A 23,024-nucleotide genomic window follows, 5' to 3' on the forward strand; every position below is an offset into this window, starting at 1 on the left:
TTGTTGCCTTATCCAGTCAGGGTGGAACAGAAGAATTTGACAGTCAACGGGCGTTGGCTTGGCGCCCTTCACGCCGCACCCCAGGCGGCTGTCCTGGCCCTTTTGGCCTGGGTGGCCCTTGTCGCCTCGGTTGGTTTCGCCCATGCAGACGACCGATGTGGGATCCCTGCCGAAGTGAACGCCCTGATCGATACCGTCAGCCTGGTCTCCAGCCATGATGAATATCTCAGCCCGCATGACCTGGATTTGCTGCGGCGCGAGTTGGACCAGGCCAAGCAGATCCTCGCCGATGACAGATCCGGGGATTTGGGGCTGGGCGGCTGGAAAGCGTCGTTCGACTGGCTGTTTGCCGCCAGCAACAGCGCCCTGAAAACGGGTCGCTTTGCAGCCCCTGATCAGGTGCGTGGCCAGGTCGGGGCGTTGATCGTGGCACTCAGGTTTTCCTGCAGCCCATCGGCGGCCAGTGGCCGGCAACTGGCAGATCAAAGCGATCAGGTCGGCGGATTTCGTCGCATGGCCCGGCGGATATTGGGCAAGAAGGCCGATCACCTGTTTGACTTGGGATATTCGCCCGATCTTTTGCTTGTGGTTTTGGGCATGGTCCTGTCCGCAACCGCCCTGATCTGGGCCAGCAGCCGGATCGCCAGCTGGATTGCCCGCCGCATCACCCCCAAGCTGTTATCAAAACAGCGACAGACCGCATCCGCTCCGGAAAGCCCCGCCGTGCCGTCTCAGGTTTACAACCAATATGACTGCCGCATTCCTGCCGCGCTGGAGGTCGGGCTGGACGTGGTGGATGGAAGCATCACTGCGCTGGACGGCATCGGGGCCCGTTTTTTGCCAGTGAATGACGGGGCCTTTGAACGGATCAAAGCCATCGAGGATCTGCAGGAGGGGGACCTTCAGGAGGTGACCTTGGTGGTGGGCTCCAATCAGCTGGCATTTCTTGTGCTCAGCGTGTCGCATGGGGTGGTGTCGGGGATCTTCAAACCACCCCTCTCTGCCCCACTGATGGAAACCTTGCTGAAGGCGTCAGAGGTCCCGACCACGTTCACGCCACCGCCAAAATTGGCCAGCCTTGCTGACTGAGGGCGCGGCGTCCCGCTGGGTCAGACATTCCGAAAGAGGCACGGCACAGCCTGCCACGTCCGGGTCCGCCCCCGGTTCGGGCACGCCCTTTATCCCTGCGACAACCAAACCATCACCGCACCAATGGCCACGGCCCCAAGCCCCAACACCCGACGATGATCCCGGCTAAGCGCATTGATCGCGGCCAACAACTCGTCCAATCGCGAAGGGGCCAGTGCGAACACCAGCCCCTCGATCACAAGTACAAGTCCAAATCCAAGCAGGACAAGGCTCATTTCCGGCCCTCATCGGATTTCAGATAGTCGAAAAACTCGCTATCGGGTGAAATCACCATCGACGAGTTGTCGCCCGCAAGCGATTGCTCGTACGCCTGCAGCGAGCGCAGGAAGGCGTAGAACTCTTCGTCCCGACCCAGCGCTTCGGCCAGGATCGCGTTGCGACGCGCGTCGGCCTCACCCCGGATGATCTGGGCGTTCTTGCGGGCTTCAGACGTGGTTTCCACCACGGTCCGATCCGCCGTTGCGCGCAGGCGTTGGGCCGCTTCGTTACCACGGGCAATCTCGTCTGCGGCCAGACGCTGACGTTCCGCCCGCATCCGCTCAAACGTCGCTTCAAGGTTTTGCTGCGGCAGGTCAGCGCTTTTGATCCGCACGTCAATCACTTCGATGCCAAGATCAACAGATTGGCTGCGGGCACGATCGCGGATCTGGTTCATCAGCAGGATCCGGTCAGCCGACAGGACCACGCCCGAGTTCACCTTACCCAGCACAGCACGAAGTTCGGCGTTCAGGATCCGCTCAAGCCGCGATGCAGCGCCAGCAATACCACCAGCCCCAACGGACCGGCGAAACTCCTTGGCATCAATGATACGCCAACGAGCAAAGGCATCAACTTCCAGACGACGCCCGTCAGCAGGCGTCACTTCCAGCTTGCGGGTGTCAAGCGGCAGGATCCGGTCGTCATATTTCACGACCTCGTCGATCAGCGGCACTTTGAAATAAAGCCCCGGATTGCGGATCTCTTCCTTTACCTCACCAAAGCGCAGCTTCAGCGCGGTTTCGCGTTCATCCACGATATAGATCGCCTGAAGGGCGGCCACAACGGCCACAACCAGGAGGGCAACACTCACTTGTGTCTTACGCATCAGTTCGACCCTCCGCTGGGTTTGTTCAGCTCATTGAGCGGCAGATAAGGCACCACGCCCCCTTCGCCCCCAACCGGCCCGTCGATGATCACCTTGTTGATCGATCCCATCACTTTTTCCAGCGTCTCGAGGTAAAGACGTTTGCGGGTGATGTCCTGGGCCTTGGCATATTCGTCGTAAACCGCAATAAAGCGCGCGGCTTCGCCTTCGGCCTCATTCACCACCTTGGCACGATAGCCTTCCGCCTCTTCCAGAAGCTGGGCGGCCTCACCACGGGCGGCAGCCACAACGCGGTTGGCATAGGCATCGGCCTGTTTCTGCAGCGTGTCGCGGGTCTGTTCAGCCGCCTGCACTTCGCGGAAGCTGTCGATCACTTCGCGCGGCGGGTCGGCGCGGTCGAAGTTCACCCGCACGATGTTGACGCCGGCTTCATAGCCATCCAGGGTCTGCTGAATCAGGTCCTGCAATTCCTGCTGAATGACACCACGATCCGAGGTCAGGATCGGGCCCAGAAGCGACCGGGCAATAATCTCGCGCATGGCCGATTCCGACACCGCACGAATGGTGTCTTCGGGGGCGGCGAGGTTGTAGACGAAATCCTCGATATTCGAGATGTTCCAGACCACCTGGAAATCGATATCCACGATGTTTTCATCCCCGGTCAGCATCAGGCCGGAATTGCCTTCGCCAATGTTGATGATATTTTCGCGGGTCACCGGATAGATTTCCTTGGTCACCACCGGCCAGGGCGCGAAGTTCAGACCTTCCTGCCCCACGCCGTAGCGCGCGCCAAACAGCTGCTCAACCGATTGCTCAGACGTGTCGACGCGATAGAAACTGGCAAAGACCCAGACACCAGCCGCAGCAAGCGCCGCCAGCATCAGCGAGCCACGGCCAAAGCCGCCCCCGCCGCCGCCTTGGCCCGATCCGCCGCGACGATTGTCAGACCGGCCGCCCATCAGAACGCGCAGCTGCTCTTGCCCTTTTTTCATCAATTCGTCGATTTCCGGGATCGGAGTTTGATCACCCGGACGTTGCGGCGGTCGATCACCACCTTTGTTGCCACCAGAGCCGCCGCGGTTGCCACCGCCGCCCCAGGGACCGCCATTATCGCTGGCCATTTGGTTGTTATCCTTATCTGGTCAAAGCTTCGCGACAATAACTGGCCTTTCAGACAGGTTTTTTCAAGTCAAAGCCCCCGGATTGCAGGGCATTTCCGTGGCGAAGAACATGATTTCTGCAAAAAACCAGAAAACTAGTTTTCTAGTTTTCTAGTTTTCTAGTTTTCTTCGAAATGCGCGTCGGGGGGCGTGGTCAAGCTGTCACTGCCGCCCCTTATGAAAAACGCGCACCAAATGGCGCGCGTCTTCAAGTCACGTGTCGCGGGTTCAGGTTCAGTCGCGACGGGTCGGTGTTTTCATCAGAACAATCTCTTCCGACATGGTCGGGTGCACGGCCACAGTGCGGTCGAAATCGGCCTTGGTCGCGCCCATTTTCACCGCGACCGCCGCCAGCTGGATCATTTCACCGGCGCCGGGGCCAACAATATGCACCCCCAGCACTCTCTGGCTGTCCTGCGCCACGACCAGCTTGAACAACACCCGTTCGTCAGACCCGATAAAGCTCGATTGCATCGGGCGGAAGGCGGCGGTGTAGACGTCGATTTTCTCTTGCTCGCGCGCCGCTTCCTCGCTCATCCCGACCGTGCCATATTCCGGCTGGGTGAACACGGCGGAAGCAACATTTTCATGATCCGGCTTGGTCGGGTTGCCCTTGAACACCGTTTCCACAAAGGCCATCGCCTCGCGGATCGCAACCGGGGTCAGGGTGATCCGGTCGGTCACATCGCCCACCGCGTAGATCGAGGGCACGGCGGTTTGCGAATAGGCGTCCACCTTCACCTCGCCCGAGCGGCCAAGCTCGACGCCGATCTCCTCCAGCCCCAGACCATCGGTGTTGGGCACGCGCCCGGTGGCAAAGAGCACCTGATCAAACATCTCTTCGCGCCCATCGGTGCCTTTGACCCAGATGGCCCCGTCGCGCTGCTCCATCCGTTCGACATCCTGCCCGACATGCAGGTCCACGCCGCGTGCCGTGATGTGTTCGGCCAAGAGCCCGCGCACCTCGTCATCAAAGCCACGCAGGATCTGTGCGCCGCGATACCATTGCGCCACATGCGCACCCAATCCGTTGAAAATGCACGCAAACTCGGTCGCGATATAGCCGCCACCGATGATCAGGATCCGGTTGGGGAACTGGTCGAGGTTGAAAATATCGTTCGAGGTGATGCCCAGGGCGCGCGCGCCCGGCGTGTCGGGCACAAAGGGCCGCCCGCCCGTGGCGATCAGGATGTGCTTGGCGGTAAACTCCTCGCCGGTCGACAGCGCAACCGTGTGCGCATCTTTCACCACCGCGCGGGCATTGAAAATATCCGCACCCGAATTGCCCAGGTTGCGCTGGTAGATGCCTTCCAGCCGGTCCAGTTCCGCATGCAGCATCGGCTGAAACTGCCCCCAGTCGAACGTGCCGGCGTCATTGCCCTTCCAACCGTATTTCGCGGCCTCGTCGGCGGCCGGGCCATAGTGGGACGCAAACACCATCAGTTTTTTCGGCACGCAGCCCCGGATCACACAGGTGCCGCCCATGCGGAACTCTTCCGCCAGCGCCACCTTGGCCCCGCCTTCCGCCGCCACCCGGCCCGCGCGCACGCCGCCCGACCCGCCGCCGATCACAAAGAGGTCATAGTCGAATTCACCTGCTGCGTTGCTCATGATTGTCCCTTCCGAAATCCAGTTGACGAGAACCTAGGGGCAAGCCGTTGATCTTTCCAGAGCGGGGGGCCGCGAAAACACCATGCGCGGTCACAAAACCGCGATCAGGTTCCCCCGGAGCGTCCTTCTGAGGGAGACAAAAGTTAAAAGTTTCGGGAATTCATCCCACAAAAGTTTAAACTTTTGCGTTTGCAGGCCTATAAATCTTTAAAGATATTGTCGCTGTCCACAAATTCGATCCGGTCCTCTTCAAAGGTGCCTTCGTTGATGTCGGTCACCTCCACCCGGCCATCGCCATGCCCCACCACAACCACGTCGCAGATGTCGATGAAAAGGCCATTTTCCACCACGCCGGGGATCTGGTTCAGCACCATCGACAATCTGCGCGGGTCGCCGATCCGTTTCAGATGCAGATCAAGAATGTAATTGCCTTCATCCGAAACAAAGGGCGAGCTGCCATTCATCCGGAGCGTTGTGGTCTGGCCCAGCACATCGAGAGACACCAGCATTTCTTCGACAAGGTTTTTCGAGGTCTGCCAGCCAAAGGGCACCACTTCCAACGGCAGCGGAAAAGCGCCCAGCGCATCGACAGATTTGGACGGGTCAGCGATTACCACCATCCGGTCAGACGCAGTTGCGACAATTTTTTCAAGCAGATGTGCGCCGCCGCCGCCTTTGATCAGACAGAGATCCGCATCAAATTCATCGGTGCCATCAATGGTCAGGTCCAGCCATTTTGCCTCGTCCAGGCTGACCACATGAATGCCCTGTTGGCGCGCCAGATCCGCGGTGCGCGATGACGTCGGCACCCCGGTGATCCGCAGGCCTTCGTCGCGCACCAGTTCGCCCAGGCAACGCACCATCCAGGCCGCGGTGGATCCGGTGCCCAGCCCCACGCGCATCCCGTCCTCGACAAACTCCACCGCGCGTTTGGCGGCGACAAATTTGGCGGTATCGATGGGTGACAATTCCCCGGACATGGCAGCAATCCCCTTTTGATGCACGTTCTGGTGCTTTTTCTTGGCTTATAAAAGAGTTGTACCGACGTGGCGATAGAGAAGTGCAAGTAAACCCGCCCCGGATCCAATTGCAGCACGTCGGGCCGTGGATATTATTACATACAATCAATGCGTTAATAGAAAATCACAGCGCGCTGGACATTCCGGTGACATTGCCCCAGCATGACGCGCGAAACGGTCGTTTGGAGAACGGCAAAGCGGATGAGCAAATTTTTCTACATGGCCCTGGGATGGGGGGCGGTGGGCCTTGGCCTGCTGGGGGTTGTGTTGCCGGTATTGCCAACCACCCCTTTCTTGCTTGTTGCGGCCTTTGCCTTTGGAAAATCCAGCCCGAAGGCACGCAACTGGTTGATCGAACACGCACATTTCGGCCCGACCATTCGCGACTGGGAAGAGCGGGGCGCGATTTCGCGGCGGGCGAAACTTCTGGCGACCAGCATGATGGCACTGGTCATTGCCTTTTCGATCTGGAAGGGTTTGCCGTTATGGGTCCTTCTCGTTCAGGGGGGGCTGATCGCTGCGGGGGCGGCTTTTGTGCTGACACGTCCTGACTAAGCAGGAAAATGTCGCTTTCTGCCCCTCGGCTTTGCTAAAAAATCGTCATGGTCGCCCTTATGCTTTTGGACCAAACCGCGCGAGGGTCTCATGTTTCTGTCTGTTTTTGACATGTTCAAAGTGGGGGTTGGCCCCAGTTCGTCCCACACGATGGGGCCGATGGTGGCCGGGGGTCGCTTTCTGGATTTGTTGCGGGAACAACCGTTTCAGGTGGCGGGGCTGCGGGCCTCGCTACACGGATCGCTGGCCTTCACCGGCGTAGGCCACGCCACGGATCGCGCCACCATTCTGGGGCTCGCAGGCTTTCTGCCGGATACCTATGAACATGCCGCGGCGGAAGAGTGCCTTGCAGCCATTGAGGCCAGCAAAACCGTCAGCCCCGAGGGGTTGGGCACGCTGAAATTTGACCCGAAAGCGGATTTGATTTTCGACTATGACCACCCGCTGCCCGGCCACGCCAACGGCATGGTGTTGATGGCCACCGACGCGCAGGGTGACGTGGTGGTGCGCGAGACGTATTATTCGATTGGCGGCGGGTTTGTGGTGACCGAGGCCGAACAGGCCGAAGAACCGATCCGCGACAAGGAAGATGCAAAAACCCACCCCTACCCGTTTGAAACCGCAGCACAAATGCTTGAGATGGCCGCGAAATCCGGCAAAAGCATTGCCGAGATGAAGCGCGCCAATGAGCTGGAACATATGGGGCCAGCCTCGCTGGATGCGGGCATCAAACGCCTGTGGCAGGTGATGGAAGATTGCATCACCCGGGGGCTGGAGCGTGACGGGATCCTGCCCGGTGGCCTGTCGGTGAAGCGCCGCGCGCGCAACATCTACGAGGCGTTGCAGGCGGAAAAGGGCCTGAACCTGACCGCGCCGCACACGATCAATGACTGGATGAGCGTCTATGCCATGGCGGTGAACGAAGAAAACGCCGCCGGCGGCCAGGTGGTCACCGCGCCCACCAATGGCGCGGCCGGTGTGCTGCCCGCTGTCATCATGTATTGGCTCAATCACGTCCCCGGGGCCAGCCGCGACAAGATTGACGAATTTCTGCTGACCGCGTCTGCGATTGGCGGGATCGTCAAACACAACGCGTCGATCTCGGGCGCCGAAGCGGGCTGTCAGGCTGAGGTCGGATCGGCCAGCGCCATGGCCGCTGCGGGCCTGTGTGCTGTGATGGGCGGCACGCCGATGCAGGTGGAAAACGCCGCGGAGATTGCACTGGAACATCATCTTGGCCTGACCTGTGACCCGATCAAGGGGCTGGTGCAGGTGCCTTGTATTGAACGCAACGGGGTGGGCGCGATCAAGGCGGTGTCCGCCGCGTCGCTGTCGCTGCGCGGCGATGGCACCCATCTTGTGCCGCTGGATGCCTGCGTGAAAACCATGTTCGAAACCGGTCAGGACATGATGGAGAAGTATAAAGAGACCTCTTTGGGGGGGCTCGCGGTCAACGTCCCGAATTGCTGATCCCAAGACCGGCGCATTGACTTCCCGGTGGGGCGATTTAAAGCGTTTTGGCATATTGTTGAGACACAATACTGAGGCGAAATACTGAGGCGAAACGCTCGGAACGTCATGACGATGCGGGCGTTTCGAAATCAACTTGTGTTTCAAGTTAATCTCGAAACGCTTTAGGGTCGCGCCATGACTGATCAGACCACCCCACATGACCGGCCCCTGCTTGGCATCCTGTTGATGCTGGGGTTTTGCATGTTGGTGCCGCTGTCGGATGCACAGGCCAAGGCGCTGGGGGCAGAGGTGGCGTTGCTGGCGCTGATCACCCTGCGGTTTCTGTTTCCCTTGTTGCTCTATCCTTGGCTCAGGATCCGGGGGATATCCTGTGTGCCGCCCAAAGGGGCGCGGCTTTGGATGCTGGCGCGCAGCCTCGTCCTGCTGATATCCATGGCTTTGATGTATCAATCGCTGCGCTTTCTGCCCCTGGCAGATGCGGTGGCCATCGCCTTTGTGGCACCGTTTATCATGCTGGGTCTTGGGCATTTTTTCCTGCATGAACAGGTGGGGCCGCATCGGATTGCCGCCGCGCTGGTGGGCTTCATTGGCACGCTTTTGGTGATCCAACCCAACTTTATTGCCGTGGGGCTGGTGGCGGTTTTGCCTTTGGGCGTGGCACTGGGATTTGCGGTCTTTGCCATGATCACGCGCAAGATCTCTCGGGCGCTGGATCCTCTGGCGATACAGGTGGCGAACGGGTATCTGGGGGCGATTGTGCTGTTGCCGCTGTGGATCCTCGCGGGGCCCGTCGCCCTTCCCCCGTTATCCACACTGCCCGACCTCATTGCCTTCGGCGTGATCGGCACCGGGTCAGCCATCCTGATGACCGCCAGTTTGAAATACGCCCCCTCTGCCACGTTGGCCCCGATGCAATATCTGGAAATCCCATTTGCCACCCTGATGGGGTGGCTGTTCTTTCGTGACCTGCCCAATGGGCTTGCCGCGGTGGGGATTGCCATCACCGTGGCGGCCGGGCTTTACGTGGTTGCGCGAGAGCACCGCCAGGCGCGGGAAATGGCCTAGGCCCGTCAGGACAGCGCCACCACCACAGCCGCCAGATGGACACGCGGCAAGATCACCAGCATGCCGGGGCAATTGAAGCGCAAGTCCTGCTCGGGCATGGTCACTTCGTTTGAGGTCCCCACCCGTGCCCAGGGCGCCATGACCAACCCATCGACAGGCCATTTCAACCCGGTGCAATACCCCGCCACTTCGGCCATGGGAAAAAGCGACAGGCGCGTGCCCACCGGCAGGCCAAGCGTGATCTGATCGGGGACGTGAAAACACAGATCTTCCTCGCCCACCAACACACAGCGCCGGTCACTGCGCACCAGCGCGTTATAGCAGGCCAGTTCATGATCCAGTCGCCCGCCCATGAAACCAACCCCAAGGGCCAGCGGCGCGGCCACGGTTTCCAGCGCCTTATCGAAATCAGTACGGTTTTGGTCAGGGGTCTCGATGATGCTTTCAGGGTCCAACCGTGCGCGGGCGACCTGCGACAGGCTGTCGAGGTCCCCCAGAACCTGTTCCGGCACCAGATCGAGCGCCAAAGCGGCATCTGCGCCCCCATCCACCGCCACCAGACGCGGGGCCAGCGCGAGACAATCCTGAAGAATCGCGTGGTTAACAATCCCGCCCCCCAGCAGCGTGACATGATCTGATTGTTGCAAAATCTGCCCTTTCATGCGGTTATTGTTTCCAGCTGAGAAACTAAACACATTCCTGCCCAGAAAAAATACCGCGAATTTCCCGGTTTTGTTCATTTTCCCGAACCAGTGCATGGTAAACAGGTTCCTGCTGGATCGGGGGAGAAAGCGAGTTATTTATGGTGAGCAATAGCAAGATTCTCACTGTATCTTACGGCACGTTTTCGTGCACGTTGGAGGGTTTTGACGAGCCTTTCAACACGATGAAGTCAATTGCGGAGTATTTCCGTGATCTGGCAGCAGACGATCGCTACTTCGGCGCGGAACCACCGACGCCGGATGCCGAGATGCTGCATCGCATCGCTGAACGTGAGATCCAGAAACGGGTGGAAGCCCGCATTGAAGACGATGGCGTGGTTTTGCGCCAGGCGGATGCCGAAACCGGTGCGCAAACAGCGGTTGGTGCCACCTTGGTTGCGGCCGATCATTTGTTGACCGATGAGGCCGCTCCGGATGTGGTGCAAGAGGACCCGACCCGGTCCGTGCAACCTGCATCAAACGCCCCGTCGCCCGATGCCCGCACCGACATGCAGGCACCGGTCGTCGAAGAGGTGACCGCCACGCCCGAGACCCCATCGGAGACCCAACCCGAGACCCCACCCCAGACACCAACGGCCGAAAAGACCGAGGCCGATGCTGTGGCGGATGAGGTGGCAGACCAGGTGGACACACCGAAACCCGTCATCACCACCCCGGACAACGCCCCCTCGGACACCAAATCCGACACCACCGTCGCGCCTGCCATGGGCAGCATTGCCGACAAGCTGCAACGCATTCGCGCCGTGGTCGATGAAAAACGCGCCGGGGGCGAAGCCGCCTTTGTCGCGGCCGACCAGTATGCCGAGGACCAGGAGACAAGCAGTCTGTTTGCAGACGGCGATGCCGAAGATGTAACGGACGAAATCGAACACCCCGACGCCTCCCCGTCGCCCCTGACGTCGACCCCAATGGACACGGCGGCCCCGACCGATGAGGAACCGCAAGAGGCTGAAGAGACCCCGCTGTCGTCTGATGAGCTGCGAGATCTGCGTCAGCGTCGCCGCGCCCGTCGCGCGGAAAAGGAACGTCAACAGGATCTGACAGACGACACCGCTGACGAAATCACCGAGGCTTCGCCCCCGGCGGCGGAGGCCATCGAGGCTGAAGGCAACGATGGCTCTGATGCAGCGATCTCCACCACCGCAGAGGCCCCCCAACCGGAGAAGGCCCTTCCGGAAGAGGAACACGCCGCGCCCAGCACCGTGTCGTCGGTTCTGGCCGTGATGGATACAGATGCCGACCCTGACGGCCCGTTTGATGCCGAGGAAGATGCGTCTTACAACGCTGCGTTGCTGGAGCGTGCCGCGCAGGTCAAAGACCAGCCGGCCCCCGCCGAACCAGATGCGACGGACACCCTGTCGCGCGGCGACGGTGATGACACCATTTCAGACGTCTTGTCGCGTCTGAAAGCAGAAGATGTCATCGACGCAGACGCAGACGCAGACGCGGAGGCGGAGGCGCAAGCTGACGCAGAAGATTCTGCTCAGGATACCGCTCCGATCACTCCGACATCCACACGCGAGACGGAAGAGGGCGAAAAAGAGAGTGCAAATGCGCTGTCTGCTCTTGTGTCAGAAGCTGTGGACGAAGAGGCCACGGCACAAACAGACGAACGCGAGGACACCACAAAAGAGGTGAGCGAAGCAGAGGTGGCCGACGCCTCTCCGCTGCGCAAACCGCGTGTGATCCGGGTGCGTCATATCAAGGGTGGCCGCCCCGAGGCAGCCAAGACCGAGCTCGAAGAGGCGGCGGCTGAGGACGACGAGAACTCGATGCTGACCCCGGATGAAGAAGCCGAGCTGATGGCAGAGCTGGCCAAGGCCGAGGCCGAGGCACGCGCGGATCTGGACCCGGAGGAGCCAGGCACGGATCCGGTGCAAGAGGGTTCGAATGAGGCCGCAGAGGATGACACTGCGCCCGAAGACGCCCCGCACACCCCCCTTGAGACGTCAGCACCAAAAGCGGCGGATGTCGTGGCAGATGCCGCGACCCCCAACGCTCCGTTCCTGTCCGGCACCAGTGCCGAAGACGACCTGTCAGAGGAAGACAGCCCCAGGCTGACGGCCTTTGATGACGGTGGTGTTGGAAAAAGTGATGATGCGCTGGATCGGATCCTGGCGGAAACCAACTCGCATATGGAAAGCACAGAAGTGTCCCGCCGCCGGTCTGCCATCGCCCACCTGAAGGCAGCGGTTCAAGCCAAGCGCGCTGATGAGGATGCGGATGATGCGCTGGCAGGGGATACCGGTGCGGACAGTGTCGGCGCGTATCGTGACGATCTGGCCCGTGTTGTGCGCCCACGCCGTCCTGGCAAATCGGACACCCCCGCACGCCGCATGCCCCCGCTTGTTCTGGTGTCAGAGCAACGCATCGACGACGGCCCGGCGGAAGAGGAAACCCACGCGACGGCAACCCCGTCCCAGGTGGTGCGGCCCCGGCGCGTGATGCGTGACGCGCAAATGACCCGCGACATGGAAGACGCCAAAGAGCCGGCGGACATCCTGATGTCTGACGAAACCGGGTTCATCGACTATGTCGAGCAGGTTGGGGCCCATGAGCTGGGCGAGCTGCTGGAAGCGGCGGCCTGCCATACGGTTTTGGTCAATGGTCAGGAAACCTTTACCCGTCCAATGGTGATGGGCATGGTGCGCCGCTATGTCGGCGAGAGCGCATTTTCCCGTGAAGAAGGGCTGCGCGCCTTTGGAAAACTGCTGCGGGAAGGGCGGATCAAGCGCCTCAAACGCGGACAGTTCGAACTGACCGACACCACGCGGTTCCGCCCCAACGGCCAGACAACAGGAAAGCCGGGTGATCGCCAATCGGCCTGATCTCGCACGATTGGTCCAAAAGAAAGGCCCCCGATTTTCGGGGGCCTTTTTCAATTGCGTGTTTCGTTCTTTTCATGGTCCTTCAGCGCATATTTCCCGGCGGGATCATGCGGATAGTTCGACGGGTCCTCTTCGGGGTCCGCTTTCCCCACCCCCAAAAACACCTTCTTGAAGGGCAGCATCCAGAGGAACCCCAGCACCACATAGATGATCAGCTCCAGCCAGATCGGCGGGCGATCAAACAGTGACACCACCCAGATCGCCATGATGATATAGGCGGGCAGACCCAGCACGAGGATCAGAAGCGAAAGGCGCTTGCGGGTTTTGTAACTCAGGGCCATCGGCGTTTCCTTCGTTTGAAAAAGGCGGGCAACGGTTTCCCGCGCCCGCCTTCAGATCATTGCAATGCAGTGCGGATCAATCCGCAAACGGGTCGGTCACCAGGATCGTGTCATCGCGTTCCGGGCTGGTCGAGAGAAGCGCGACGGGGCAGTCGATCAGCTCTTCCACGCGTTTGACGTATTTGATCGCATTGGCCGGCAGGTCGTTCCAGCTGCGCGCACCTTCGGTCGATTCGCTCCAGCCCGGCATTTCTTCGTAGACGGGCAGGCAACGAGCCTGTTGGTCGGCGGCGGTGGGCAGGTAATCCAGACGCGCGCCATCGAGTTCATAACCCACGCAGATTTTCAGGGTCTCGAACCCGTCCAGAACGTCAAGCTTGGTCAGCGAAATGCCCGACACGCCCGAGGTGGCGCAGGTCTGGCGCACCAGCGCCGCGTCAAACCAGCCGCAGCGGCGCTGACGGCCTGTGGTGGTGCCAAACTCATGGCCACGGGTGCCAAGGCGTTCGCCGTCAGCGTCGGGGGTGCCATCGTCGTTCAGAAGCTCGGTCGGGAACGGGCCTTCGCCCACGCGGGTGGTGTAGGCCTTTACGATGCCCAGCACATAGTCGATGGAGCCCGGCCCGATGCCCACGCCGGTGGCGGCCTGACCGGCAATCACGTTGGACGAGGTCACAAAGGGGTAGGTGCCAAAGTCGATGTCGAGAAGCGCGCCTTGTGCGCCTTCGAACAGGATCCGTTTGCCGGATTTGCGCTTTTCGTTCAGCACCTTCCAGACGGGAGCCGCGAAATGCAGAATTTTCGGTGCAACGTCCTTGAGTTGTGCGATCAAAGCGTCGCGGTCGATGGGGTCGACCCCCAGACCTTTGCGCAGCGGATCATGGTGCTGCAGCGCGCGGTCGACGCGGGCCTCAAGCGTGGCGTCATCGGCCAGGTCGGCCACACGGATGGCACGACGCCCCACCTTGTCTTCGTAACACGGCCCAATGCCGCGCCCGGTGGTGCCGATTTTGGTGCCTTTCGAAGCCGCCTCTTCACGGGCACGGTCCAACTCGCCATGGAAGGGCAGGATCAGCGGCGTGTTTTCCGCAATCATCAGCGTCTCGGGCGAGATTTCCACGCCCTGCGCCGTCACGGTTTCAATCTCTTTCAACAGGTTCCACGGGTCCAGCACGACCCCATTGCCGATCACCGACAGTTTGCCACCGCGCACCACGCCAGACGGCAGCGCGTGCAGCTTGTAAACCTTGCCGTCGATCACCAGGGTGTGGCCCGCATTGTGCCCGCCCTGAAACCGGCAGATCACATCTGCGCGTTCGCTGAGCCAGTCAACGATTTTGCCTTTACCTTCGTCACCCCATTGGGCGCCTACGACGACAACATTTGCCATGGTCTGTTCCTATCTCAAAGAAAACCCGGCCCGTCATAGCGGGAGTCTGCCGCTGGGGGAACAGCTAATTCGCCGCAGACGCAAAAAGGCGGAGGATCGGCCTGCGGAAGCATCCGTTGGTGACGCGACAAAACCAGAAAACTAGTTTTCTAGTTTTCTAGTTTTCTAGTTTTCTAGTTTTCTAGTTTTCTAGTTTTCTAGTTTTCTAGTTTTCTAGTTTTCTTCGAAATGCAGGCTCTGCCCTAGCTGTCAACGCGTGATTTCGAAGATCATCTTCGTTTTTCTGCCCTCAGACACCAGGCATTCCGATTGGCGACTTGCACCGCCCCGCCCTTTCGCCTACATACCCGCGAAGATCGTCGTAACCGAACATTAGGCCCCGCTTATGGAAAATGTCGTCCTTGTTATCCACCTGATTCTGGCTTTGTCGCTGATCGGTGTTGTGCTTCTTCAGCGTTCCGAGGGCGGTGGGCTTGGGATCGGTGGCGGCGGCGGTGGCGGCATCATGTCGTCGCGCGGGGCTGCGACGGCGCTGTCGAAAATCACCTGGGGCCTGGCGATTGCTTTCCTGGTCACCTCGATCTCGCTGACGATCATCGCGGCGAAAAACTCGGCTGACAGCTCGGTCACTGACGCGCTTGGCCTGCCGACCACTTCAGAAGAGGCCCCGGTCACCCCGGCGCTGCCGGACGTGGAGAGCCTGCTTCCGCCGGTCTCAACTGACGAAAGCCTGACCCCGCCCCGCGCGGACTAAATCACTACAGTTTGTGAAGTGGCGGTTTTTCCGCCCCTCATCTTGCGGTTCGGTTGCGCGGGATACCGGAATCGTGTAAGTCTTAAATCCCGTGGAATGCGGATTCGCAGGCCCGTTCGTTTTGGTGTTTCGCAGATGGTTCGAAGCACATTTACGACAGGTACTTGCGCATTCGAAAGGACTTGACCGGGCGCTTTGCAGACAGCCAAAGGCCCAATCTCACGGGGGCAGCCAAGCATATGGCACGTTACATCTTCATCACCGGTGGTGTTGTTTCCTCTCTTGGCAAAGGCCTGACATCGGCCGCCTTGGGGGCGCTGTTGCAGGCGCGCGGCTATTCGGTCCGCCTGCGCAAGCTGGACCCCTATCTGAATGTCGACCCCGGCACGATGAGCCCGTTTGAGCATGGCGAAGTGTTTGTGACCGACGATGGGGCAGAGACCGACCTGGATCTGGGCCATTACGAACGCTTCACCGGCGTGGCCGCGCGCAACACCGATTCTGTCTCGTCCGGCCGGATCTACACCAATGTGCTGGAAAAAGAACGCCGGGGCGATTACCTGGGCAAAACCATTCAGGTGATCCCGCATGTGACCAATGAAATCAAAGACTTCATTGCCATCGGCGATGACGAGGTCGATTTCATGCTGTGTGAGATCGGCGGCACGGTGGGCGACATCGAGGCTCTGCCCTTTTTCGAGGCGATCCGCCAGTTCAGCCAGGAACGCCCGCGTGGCCAGTGTATTTTCATGCATCTGACCCTGCTGCCGTATCTCGCGGCGTCTGGTGAGCTGAAGACCAAGCCGACCCAGCACTCTGTGAAAGAATTGCGCTCGATCGGCATCGCACCCGACGTGCTGGTGTGCCGGTCGGAACACCCGATCCCGGACAAGGAACGCGCTAAAATCGGCCTCTTTTGTAACGTGCGCCAAGAGGCGGTGATCCCGGCCTATGACCTGAAATCGATCTACGAAGCACCGATGGCCTATCATAAGGTGGGCCTTGATCAGGCGGCGCTGGACGCTTTCCAGATTGCCCCCGCCCCCAAACCCGACCTGCGCCGCTGGGAAGATGTGGAAGACCGCATTCACAATGCCGAGGGCGAAGTGAAAGTGGCCGTGGTGGGCAAGTACACCCAGCTGGAAGACGCCTATAAGTCGATCAAGGAAGCGCTCGCGCATGGTGGCATGGCCAACCGGACAAAGGTGAAACTCGAATGGGTGGATGCCGAGCTGTTCGACAAGGGTGATCCTGCCCCGCATCTGGAAGGGTTCCACGCCATCCTTGTGCCCGGAGGATTTGGCGAACGCGGCACCGAAGGGAAAATCAAGGCGGCGCAATATGCCCGCGAACACAAGATCCCCTACCTGGGCATTTGCCTGGGCATGCAGATGGCCGTGGTCGAAGCCGCGCGCAACGTGGCCGGCATCAAGGATGCAGGGTCAGAGGAGTTTGACCACGAGGCGGGCGAAACCCGTTTCACCCCTGTCATCTATCACCTGAAGGAATGGGTGCAGGGCAACTATAAGGTCAAACGCAAGGTTGGCGATGACAAGGGCGGCACAATGCGCTTGGGGGCCTATTCGGCGACGCTCAGCGAAGGGTCGAACGTGGCGCGGATCTATGGCGGCACGGAACTCGAAGAACGTCACCGTCACCGTTACGAGGTCGACGCAAAATATCGCGATCAGCTTGAGGCCTGCGGGCTGAAATTCTCGGGCATGTCCCCCGATGGGCGCCTGCCGGAGATTGTGGAATGGGAAGATCACCCGTGGTTCATCGGCGTGCAGTTCCACCCCGAACTGAAGTCGAAACCCTTTGATCCCGCCCCGCTGTTTGCCGATTTCATACGGGCGGCGAAAGAGGTGGAACGGCTGGTCTGATCCACCCCAAGCTCAAACATCAAAAGGCGCATCACAGTCCAGTGGCGCGCCTTTTTGTTTGCCCTCTTGCCGCTTTGCCCGCCGATGGATAGGCTCGCGCTAACACGTAAGAGGGTCCCATGCTGTCAGAGTTCTTTCAGAAGTTTACAAAAACCCCGCAAGACGCCACGCCCCTGCCAGAGCTGGATGGGGAACTTGCCATGGGCGTGCTTCTGGTGCGTCTGGCCAAGGCCGATCAGAATTACGCGGTGGAAGAGATCGCCATGATTGACCGGCTGTTTGCGCGCCACCGGGACCTCAACCCGGTCGAGGCCGCCAAAGCGCGTGCTACCTGTGAAAAGCTGGAACGCGAAGCGCCGGACACGTCGACCCTCACCGCATTGGTGCGCGAAGGGGTGGATGCCAAAACCCGTGTCACCATGCTCTCGGCGCTCTGGGGCGTATCGCGGGCTGATGGCCTGGTGCGCGACGAAGAAACCTGTTTCGTCACCCAGGTTGCGCAGGAGTTGGGCCTGTCACGCGACGACATTTCCAATGGACACAGTGCCACCTCGGAAGATTGAGATGTACCGCATGGGCATCTTATGCCCCCTTGCAGCGACGATCATCTCAATCACGTCGCCCCCCCTCAGCGCAGAGACAGTGCAGCCCGTGCCCTATGCACAGCTCGAGCGTGAACTTTCCGGCCGGATCACGTTCGAAACACTGCCTGTCCTGCCTGAACCGGGTGCATCCTATGACGGCATCCTCACCGCCCCCTCTGCCCGCATCGGCGAGCGGCTTGCAGGCCAGGCACGGCAGGCGGTCGACGGGTTCGATCAGCTCTCTGGCCCGCCCCGCCTGCCATTGGAGGTGGTCGCGGGAGGCCCCGGTGAAAACCTCGCCGTGGCCTATCATGCCGGGTTCGGCTCCAATGCCCTGTTTCCGCTTGGCCCCGAAGGGTTCCAAGACATTACCGGGCGTGGCGAAGGCGCGCTGGCCATTGTGTTTGACCACGCGATCACGCGCTTTGCGCTGAAACTTCATGCCGATTACGCCGACCCGCTGGGCAGCCGCCCCATCCCGGGGCCTGTCACGATCACCTTCCATGACGCGGCGGGCAATCCGATCGCCATGCAAACCCTGCGGCCAGATACCGGAGTGGCCCCTTATGGGTTTCACCTTCCCAGCCCGGCGCGCGCCGTGACAATCACCCACATGGACCCCGGCGGAATTGCGGTAGATGACATACTCTACCCGCTCGACACACCTACCAGCTGAAGGAATGGAACATGGCAAAAGGATACTGGATCGGCCGGATCGACGTGCATGACTTTGACGAATACAAGAAATACATCGCGGCCAACGGCACGGCCTTTGCCGAATTCGGTGCGCGTTTCCTGATCCGTGGCGGCGCATTCGAAACCATGGAAGGCACCGCGCGCGCGCGCAATGTGGTGATCGAGTTTCCAAGCTACCAAGCCGCAAAAGACTGCTACGCCAGCGCAGAGTACCAGGCCGCCAAAGCCCTGCGCGACCCGGTCAGCGAAGGGGATCTGATCATCGTCGAAGGGTACGCGGACTGACCTCGCGACGATATTGTTCATTTTCTAATCATAAATATACCGGGGTGAGCGGCCCCGCCGCGAGGGGCAGCGCCCCTGCCGAGCGACGCGAGGCCACCCCCAACCGGATGCGCCCCGCGAGGGGGGCAAATCCGGGCGGGAGCCCCGCTTTCTCAGAACCTTCGCGCGCGCCACCTTTCCCCCGCGCCCTCCCTGCCCTATATCTAACCCCATGATTTCTTCGCTTCTCGACCGGCTGTTTGCCCCCGCCCCCGATCCGCTGAACCAGGACGATGCACGCCTTGCACTGTCGGCCCTTCTTGTGCGGCTGGCCCGTTCTGACGGGGATTACGATGCCCGTGAAATCGCGGCCATTGATGCGGCGCTGGCGGCCCGTTACGGCCTGACCCCAGCCGCCGCTGCAGACCTGCGCCAAGAAGCAGAAGCCTTTGAAACTCAGGCCCCTGATACGGTGCGCTTCACCCGCGCGATCAAGGACGCGGTGCCGCTGGACGACCGCATCGCAGTGATCGAAACCGCATGGTCCGTGGTGCTGGCGGATGGCACCCGCGCCGAGGAAGAAGACGCGCTGATGCGTATGGTGGCGAGCCTTCTGGGGATAAACGATCGCGATTCGAACATCGCCCGTCAGCGCGCACAGGGCAGCTGATCCTCTGACACCTGTCACCCGTCTGACGCGAGGACCTTGCGCCGGGGACGCATCCAATCGGCTTATCGTCGGTTTTATCGTCGATAAGCCGAACCTTACCTTAGGGGCACGTGTTTTCGCCGTTGCAATTGCAAAAGAATTGCGCCCTACTCACGGGTCAATGAACGAGGCAAATTCGGATCCACTCTGTGACCCCAGACACGCTAACTGACACGACAGCTGCTGCTGACACACCCGTGATCGAAATCCGCGACCTGCATAAAAGCTATGGCGCGCTTGAGGTTCTGAAAGGGGTCGATCTGGTTGCCCCACGCGGGCATGTGGTCTCGTTGATCGGATCATCGGGGTCAGGGAAATCCACCCTTTTGCGCTGTGCCAACCTGCTTGAAGAAAGCCAGCAGGGTGAAATCCGCTTTGAAGGTGAACCGATTTCCTGGCGCGGTCATGGGCTGGATCGTCACCCGGCGGATCGCAAACAGGTCACCCGCATTCGCACCAACCTGTCGATGGTCTTCCAACAATTCAACCTGTGGTCCCACATGACCATCCTGCAAAATGTGATGGAGGCCCCGGTCACGGTGATGGGCCGCGACAAGGCCGAGGTTGAGGAAAAGGCGCGCTATTACCTCGACAAGGTGGGCATCGGCGACAAATGCGACATGTGGCCGTCGCAGCTTTCGGGCGGGCAACAGCAACGCGCCGCGATCGCGCGGGGCCTGTGCATGGAACCACGCGCGCTTTTGTTCGACGAACCCACCTCGGCACTCGACCCCGAGCTGGAACAGGAAGTGATCAAGGTGATCAAGGATCTGGCCGCCGAGGGCCGCACCATGCTCATCGTGACCCATGACATGCGTATGGCTGCCGATATTTCCGACCACGTGGTGTTCCTGCACCAGGGTCTGGTCGAAGAGGAAGGCGCGCCGGCAGATCTTTTTGGCAATCCGAAAAGCGAGCGACTGAAGCAATTTCTGTCGCATTCGCAGCCGCACTGACACAAGAAACCAACAAAATCACCAAGGGAGAAAAATATGAAGAAACTGATCCTGACCACGGCCGCCATGGCCGTTACCGCGGGGTTCGCCATGGCGGACACCGTGCGCATGGGCACCGAAGGCGCCTATGCCCCGTGGAACTTCGTCAATGATGCCGGCGAAATCGACGGGTTTGAACGCGAATTGGGCGACGAGCTGTGCAAACGCGCCGAGCTCGAGTGCACCTGGGTCAAGAACGACTGGGACAGCATCATTCCGAACCTCGTGTCGGGCAACTACGACACCATCATCGCGGGCATGTCGATCACCGACGAGCGCGATGAAGTGATCGACTTCACCCAGCCCTACACCCCGCCAGATCCCTCGGCCTATGCCGCCATGTCGGCGGATGTGGACCCGGCAGGTGGCGCTGTGATCGCCGCCCAGGCGACCACCATTCAGGCCGCTTTCGTGGCCGAGCAGGGCTGGACCCTGATCGAGTTTGCCACTCCGGAAGAAACCGTCGCTGCGGTGAAAAACGGCGAAGCGGACGCGGTTCTGGCCGACAAATCCTTCCTCGACACCATGGTGGGCCAGGACGGTCTGGTGATGCTGGAGCGGATGGAAGCCATCGGTGGCGGCGTGGGCATGGGCATCCGTGAATCGGACCCGGAACTGCGCGCCAAGTTTGATGCGGCCATTCAGTCGATGAAAGACGATGGCACGCTGAACACGCTGATCGCGAAGTGGGAAGTCTCGTCTCAGTGGTGATCTGATCCCATGATTTATCGGGGCCTGCCCTTGTGGCGGGCCCCCTTTCACACCCGGCCGCCAGACGGGGTGCGCAACCCCTGCACAGCCCCTGATCTTCGGCCCCCGCCCTTCGGACACCCGCGATGTTTTCCTACTGCACCGACCCCTCGACGCTTGAAGGCCTGTCATGGCTGTCGTGTTACCTGACCACAGGCAAGCACATGTCTTTCTACCTGTCCTTCGGGACGGTTCTGGTGCTGTTGGCAATCACCGCGCCGGTGGCGCTTGGCTTTGGATTTCTGGGCGCAATGGCATCGCGCGCACGCATCGCGCCGATCCGCTGGTTTGGTAAGGCCTATACCTCGATCGTGCGCGGCGTGCCGGATATTGCCTTTTTCCTCTTCTTCGTGATTGCGCTGGACCAGGCGTTTGAATGGATGCGCCACAAGGTGAAATGCCCCGACTGGACCGACCCGGTGCGGCAGGGCAATGATTTTGTGGTCTGCGCCGAGGCGAAGCTGCCGCTGTCGACCAGCCCGCAATGGGTGCATGAAACCTATGGGTTTTTCCTGGCCGTGCTGACCTTCGCCATCGTGTTTGGTGCCTTTGCCGCCAATGTGATCTATGGCGCGATGAAGGCGGTGCCGCGCGCACAGATGGAAACTGCCGAGGCCTATGGCATGTCACATCGGCAGGCCTTTTGGCGGATCATGGTGCCGCAAATGTGGATCTATGCCCTGCCCGGCCTCAGTAACCTGTGGATGATCCTGATCAAGGCCACGCCGCTTTTGTTCCTGCTGGGGGTGGAAGACGCGGTCTATTGGGCCAAGGAGCTGGGCGCGACCAAGACCGCGCGCTTTTCCGATTACCCGCACGCCAACTGGCACATGTATTACTATTTCGGGCTGCTGGTCTTTTACCTGGCCTTCACCAGCCTGTCGGAACGCGTCTTCAAACGGATCTCGGCCCGCCTGTCCAAGGGGCAGGCCACCGCCGCCGGTGAAGCACAAAGAAAGGCCGCGGCATGAGCTGTCTTCAAACCATTCAGGATTACGCCTTCCGGTCCATCGGCTATGGCGAACGTCTGCTGCCGCGCTCGGATTTCACGCTGTGTGAACAGTTCACCCTGATCGGGTCGGGCATGATCTGGAACATCTATTACGGGCTGGCCGCGATCATCTTTGGGTTTGTCTTTGCGGTGGCCCTTGCGATGGGCAAGAACAGCCGCAACGCCGCCCTGCGCAAACCGGCGGAGTTCTTCATCTACGTGTTCCGCGGCTCGCCGCTGTTTATCCAGTTCTTCTTTGCCTACGCGGTGTTTTTGTCGCTGAAACAGGCCTATCCGGTCTTTCAGCCGCTGACCGCCGCCTGGTTGGGGGCGACGGTTGTGCTGTTTTTCAACACCTCCGCCTATTCGGCAGAGATCTTTTACGGCGCGCTTCGGTCGATCCCGAAAGGGGACCTGGAAGCGGCGGATGCCTATGGGATCATGGGGCTGACCCGGTTCAAGCGGATCACCTTCCCCACCATGCTGCGGCTGGCCTGGCCATCCTACACCAACGAAGCGATTTTCTTGTTTCACGCCACGGCGCTGGTGTCCTTTTCCAGCTTTCCGGTGCGCGGCCAGCAGGGGGATGCGCTTTATTACGCGAGCTACTTCGCCGACAAAACCTTCAACCCGTTTATCCCCTATCCGATCCTGGCCGGTTATTTCATCCTGTTGACCCTTGTGGTGATCACGGTGTTCGGGGTTGCAAGTCGTCATCTGAACCGCCACCTGCCGCAGGAACGGCGCAAGCCGGTGAAGCTTCGGATGAATCTGTTCCGGTAAGAGCAGCGTCAAGGGGGCCTCGGCTTGCGCCTTAGCCCGCTGTTGGTGGCTCACTTCGTGAGCCTGAACAGGGGCGCTGCCCCTCGCCTCTGCGAGGCTCACCCCGGGATATTTATGTCCAGAAAATGAGAAATGACGCCACGCGCTGTCAAAGACGCATGCCGAAAGAGACCCGTAGCATATTCTCCGTCACGAAGGTGCTTGTCGCCAGCGATTGG

General features: G+C 60.4%; 23 protein-coding genes. 15 read left to right on the top strand and 8 right to left on the bottom strand.

The window, feature by feature from the left end; genetic code table 11:
• The first annotated feature begins 21 nt into the window (after positions 1-21).
• On the top strand, positions 22-1,089 hold the full coding sequence (locus ACP15V_RS01295) for a hypothetical protein (RefSeq protein WP_424941874.1): 1,068 nt from the start codon (positions 22-24) through the stop codon (positions 1,087-1,089).
• Positions 1,090-1,178: 89 nt separating this feature from the next.
• Here the strand turns inward: ACP15V_RS01295 and ACP15V_RS01300 are convergent, their stop codons facing one another.
• The 5 genes from ACP15V_RS01300 to rpiA form a co-directional block, all read right to left on the bottom strand.
• Positions 1,179-1,364 carry a DUF2065 family protein gene (locus ACP15V_RS01300; protein ID WP_424941875.1) on the bottom strand — a complete coding sequence of 62 codons (186 nt, stop codon included), beginning with the start codon at positions 1,362-1,364 and terminating at the stop codon, positions 1,179-1,181.
• Positions 1,361-2,233, bottom strand: coding sequence for a protease modulator HflC (hflC, locus tag ACP15V_RS01305; RefSeq protein ID WP_424941876.1), 873 nt, complete (start codon positions 2,231-2,233; stop codon positions 1,361-1,363). Before hflC ends, ACP15V_RS01300 begins: the two co-directional genes overlap by 4 nt.
• On the bottom strand, positions 2,233-3,354 hold the full coding sequence (gene hflK / locus ACP15V_RS01310) for an FtsH protease activity modulator HflK (protein WP_424941877.1): 1,122 nt from the start codon (positions 3,352-3,354) through the stop codon (positions 2,233-2,235). The genes hflC and hflK overlap by 1 nt, the downstream gene beginning before the upstream one ends.
• A 273-nt stretch (positions 3,355-3,627) precedes the next feature.
• Positions 3,628-5,004, bottom strand: coding sequence for a glutathione-disulfide reductase (gene gor, locus ACP15V_RS01315; RefSeq protein WP_424941878.1), 1,377 nt, complete (start codon positions 5,002-5,004; stop codon positions 3,628-3,630).
• Between the two features lie 197 nt (positions 5,005-5,201).
• On the bottom strand, positions 5,202-5,984 hold the full coding sequence (gene rpiA / locus ACP15V_RS01320; protein ID WP_424941879.1) for a ribose-5-phosphate isomerase RpiA: 783 nt from the start codon (positions 5,982-5,984) through the stop codon (positions 5,202-5,204).
• A gap of 240 nt (positions 5,985-6,224) precedes the next feature.
• Between rpiA and ACP15V_RS01325 the strand changes: the two genes are divergently transcribed.
• The 3 genes from ACP15V_RS01325 to ACP15V_RS01335 all read left to right on the top strand — a co-directional run bounded on the left by ACP15V_RS01325 (position 6,225) and on the right by ACP15V_RS01335 (position 9,116).
• Positions 6,225-6,578: a YbaN family protein gene (locus ACP15V_RS01325; protein WP_424941880.1), complete on the top strand. Its 354-nt coding sequence runs from the start codon at positions 6,225-6,227 to the stop codon at positions 6,576-6,578.
• A gap of 90 nt (positions 6,579-6,668) precedes the next feature.
• Positions 6,669-8,048 carry an L-serine ammonia-lyase gene (locus tag ACP15V_RS01330; RefSeq protein WP_424941881.1) on the top strand — a complete coding sequence of 460 codons (1,380 nt, stop codon included), beginning with the start codon at positions 6,669-6,671 and terminating at the stop codon, positions 8,046-8,048.
• Positions 8,049-8,225: 177 nt separating this feature from the next.
• Entirely contained in the window at positions 8,226-9,116 is an 891-nt protein-coding gene (locus ACP15V_RS01335) for a DMT family transporter (protein ID WP_424941882.1), read from the top strand.
• Positions 9,117-9,121: 5 nt separating this feature from the next.
• On the opposite strand, the gene ACP15V_RS01340 is transcribed toward ACP15V_RS01335, so the two are convergent.
• Positions 9,122-9,778 (bottom strand): thiamine diphosphokinase, encoded by a 657-nt coding sequence (locus ACP15V_RS01340; protein WP_424941883.1) that lies wholly within the window; start codon positions 9,776-9,778, stop codon positions 9,122-9,124.
• A gap of 224 nt (positions 9,779-10,002) precedes the next feature.
• Between ACP15V_RS01340 and ACP15V_RS01345 the strand changes: the two genes are divergently transcribed.
• Complete coding sequence (locus tag ACP15V_RS01345) at positions 10,003-12,666, top strand: hypothetical protein (protein ID WP_424941884.1); 2,664 nt, start codon at positions 10,003-10,005, stop codon at positions 12,664-12,666.
• Between the two features lie 50 nt (positions 12,667-12,716).
• Here the strand turns inward: ACP15V_RS01345 and ACP15V_RS01350 are convergent, their stop codons facing one another.
• The gene (locus tag ACP15V_RS01350) at positions 12,717-13,007 is read right to left on the bottom strand and encodes a DUF2842 domain-containing protein (RefSeq protein ID WP_424941885.1); all 291 of its coding nucleotides are present in this window, start codon (positions 13,005-13,007) and stop codon (positions 12,717-12,719) included.
• Between the two features lie 76 nt (positions 13,008-13,083).
• Positions 13,084-14,397, bottom strand: a complete 1,314-nt coding sequence (locus tag ACP15V_RS01355; RefSeq protein WP_424941886.1) for an adenylosuccinate synthase — start codon at positions 14,395-14,397, stop codon at positions 13,084-13,086.
• Positions 14,398-14,782: 385 nt separating this feature from the next.
• On the opposite strand from ACP15V_RS01355, the gene secG reads away from it, so the two are divergent.
• From secG to ACP15V_RS01405, 10 genes are all read left to right on the top strand, one after another.
• Complete coding sequence (gene secG / locus ACP15V_RS01360; RefSeq protein ID WP_424941887.1) at positions 14,783-15,151, top strand: preprotein translocase subunit SecG; 369 nt, start codon at positions 14,783-14,785, stop codon at positions 15,149-15,151.
• Positions 15,152-15,390: 239 nt separating this feature from the next.
• Positions 15,391-17,034, top strand: coding sequence for a CTP synthase (locus ACP15V_RS01365; RefSeq protein ID WP_424941888.1), 1,644 nt, complete (start codon positions 15,391-15,393; stop codon positions 17,032-17,034).
• A gap of 119 nt (positions 17,035-17,153) precedes the next feature.
• Positions 17,154-17,597, top strand: coding sequence for a TerB family tellurite resistance protein (locus ACP15V_RS01370; protein ID WP_424941889.1), 444 nt, complete (start codon positions 17,154-17,156; stop codon positions 17,595-17,597).
• A gap of 79 nt (positions 17,598-17,676) precedes the next feature.
• The gene (locus ACP15V_RS01375) at positions 17,677-18,294 is read left to right on the top strand and encodes a hypothetical protein (protein WP_424941890.1); all 618 of its coding nucleotides are present in this window, start codon (positions 17,677-17,679) and stop codon (positions 18,292-18,294) included.
• 11 nt (positions 18,295-18,305) lie between these two features.
• Positions 18,306-18,599 carry a DUF1330 domain-containing protein gene (locus ACP15V_RS01380; RefSeq protein ID WP_424941891.1) on the top strand — a complete coding sequence of 98 codons (294 nt, stop codon included), beginning with the start codon at positions 18,306-18,308 and terminating at the stop codon, positions 18,597-18,599.
• A gap of 211 nt (positions 18,600-18,810) precedes the next feature.
• Positions 18,811-19,248, top strand: coding sequence for a TerB family tellurite resistance protein (locus tag ACP15V_RS01385; RefSeq protein ID WP_424941892.1), 438 nt, complete (start codon positions 18,811-18,813; stop codon positions 19,246-19,248).
• Between the two features lie 188 nt (positions 19,249-19,436).
• Positions 19,437-20,243, top strand: a complete 807-nt coding sequence (locus ACP15V_RS01390; RefSeq protein WP_424941893.1) for an ABC transporter ATP-binding protein — start codon at positions 19,437-19,439, stop codon at positions 20,241-20,243.
• A 36-nt stretch (positions 20,244-20,279) separates the two neighbouring features.
• Positions 20,280-20,993 (top strand): transporter substrate-binding domain-containing protein, encoded by a 714-nt coding sequence (locus ACP15V_RS01395; protein ID WP_424941894.1) that lies wholly within the window; start codon positions 20,280-20,282, stop codon positions 20,991-20,993.
• Between the two features lie 125 nt (positions 20,994-21,118).
• Complete coding sequence (locus ACP15V_RS01400) at positions 21,119-22,003, top strand: ABC transporter permease (RefSeq protein WP_424941895.1); 885 nt, start codon at positions 21,119-21,121, stop codon at positions 22,001-22,003.
• The gene (locus ACP15V_RS01405) at positions 22,000-22,806 is read left to right on the top strand and encodes an ABC transporter permease (protein ID WP_424941896.1); all 807 of its coding nucleotides are present in this window, start codon (positions 22,000-22,002) and stop codon (positions 22,804-22,806) included. The genes ACP15V_RS01400 and ACP15V_RS01405 overlap by 4 nt, the downstream gene beginning before the upstream one ends.
• Positions 22,807-23,024 lie beyond the last annotated feature (218 nt).

The organism is Aliiroseovarius crassostreae, assembly GCF_049803815.1.
Classification (GTDB): Bacteria; Pseudomonadota; Alphaproteobacteria; order Rhodobacterales; family Rhodobacteraceae; genus Aliiroseovarius; species Aliiroseovarius crassostreae_A.

Excerpts from the sequence above, each read along its gene's own strand:
- ACP15V_RS01300 (WP_424941875.1), bottom strand. The coding sequence starts at position 1,364 with ATGAGCCTTGTCCTGCTTGGATTTGGACTTGTACTTGTGATCGAGGGG.
- hflC (WP_424941876.1), bottom strand. The coding sequence starts at position 2,233 with ATGCGTAAGACACAAGTGAGTGTTGCCCTCCTGGTTGTGGCCGTTGTG.
- hflK (WP_424941877.1), bottom strand. The coding sequence starts at position 3,354 with ATGGCCAGCGATAATGGCGGTCCCTGGGGCGGCGGTGGCAACCGCGGC.
- gor (WP_424941878.1), bottom strand. The coding sequence starts at position 5,004 with ATGAGCAACGCAGCAGGTGAATTCGACTATGACCTCTTTGTGATCGGC.
- rpiA (WP_424941879.1), bottom strand. The coding sequence starts at position 5,984 with ATGTCCGGGGAATTGTCACCCATCGATACCGCCAAATTTGTCGCCGCC.
- ACP15V_RS01325 (WP_424941880.1), top strand. The coding sequence starts at position 6,225 with ATGAGCAAATTTTTCTACATGGCCCTGGGATGGGGGGCGGTGGGCCTT.
- ACP15V_RS01330 (WP_424941881.1), top strand. The coding sequence starts at position 6,669 with ATGTTTCTGTCTGTTTTTGACATGTTCAAAGTGGGGGTTGGCCCCAGT.
- ACP15V_RS01335 (WP_424941882.1), top strand. The coding sequence starts at position 8,226 with ATGACTGATCAGACCACCCCACATGACCGGCCCCTGCTTGGCATCCTG.
- ACP15V_RS01340 (WP_424941883.1), bottom strand. The coding sequence starts at position 9,778 with ATGAAAGGGCAGATTTTGCAACAATCAGATCATGTCACGCTGCTGGGG.
- ACP15V_RS01345 (WP_424941884.1), top strand. The coding sequence starts at position 10,003 with ATGAAGTCAATTGCGGAGTATTTCCGTGATCTGGCAGCAGACGATCGC.
- ACP15V_RS01350 (WP_424941885.1), bottom strand. The coding sequence starts at position 13,007 with ATGGCCCTGAGTTACAAAACCCGCAAGCGCCTTTCGCTTCTGATCCTC.
- ACP15V_RS01355 (WP_424941886.1), bottom strand. The coding sequence starts at position 14,397 with ATGGCAAATGTTGTCGTCGTAGGCGCCCAATGGGGTGACGAAGGTAAA.
- secG (WP_424941887.1), top strand. The coding sequence starts at position 14,783 with ATGGAAAATGTCGTCCTTGTTATCCACCTGATTCTGGCTTTGTCGCTG.
- ACP15V_RS01365 (WP_424941888.1), top strand. The coding sequence starts at position 15,391 with ATGGCACGTTACATCTTCATCACCGGTGGTGTTGTTTCCTCTCTTGGC.
- ACP15V_RS01370 (WP_424941889.1), top strand. The coding sequence starts at position 17,154 with ATGCTGTCAGAGTTCTTTCAGAAGTTTACAAAAACCCCGCAAGACGCC.
- ACP15V_RS01380 (WP_424941891.1), top strand. The coding sequence starts at position 18,306 with ATGGCAAAAGGATACTGGATCGGCCGGATCGACGTGCATGACTTTGAC.
- ACP15V_RS01385 (WP_424941892.1), top strand. The coding sequence starts at position 18,811 with ATGATTTCTTCGCTTCTCGACCGGCTGTTTGCCCCCGCCCCCGATCCG.
- ACP15V_RS01395 (WP_424941894.1), top strand. The coding sequence starts at position 20,280 with ATGAAGAAACTGATCCTGACCACGGCCGCCATGGCCGTTACCGCGGGG.
- ACP15V_RS01400 (WP_424941895.1), top strand. The coding sequence starts at position 21,119 with ATGTTTTCCTACTGCACCGACCCCTCGACGCTTGAAGGCCTGTCATGG.
- ACP15V_RS01405 (WP_424941896.1), top strand. The coding sequence starts at position 22,000 with ATGAGCTGTCTTCAAACCATTCAGGATTACGCCTTCCGGTCCATCGGC.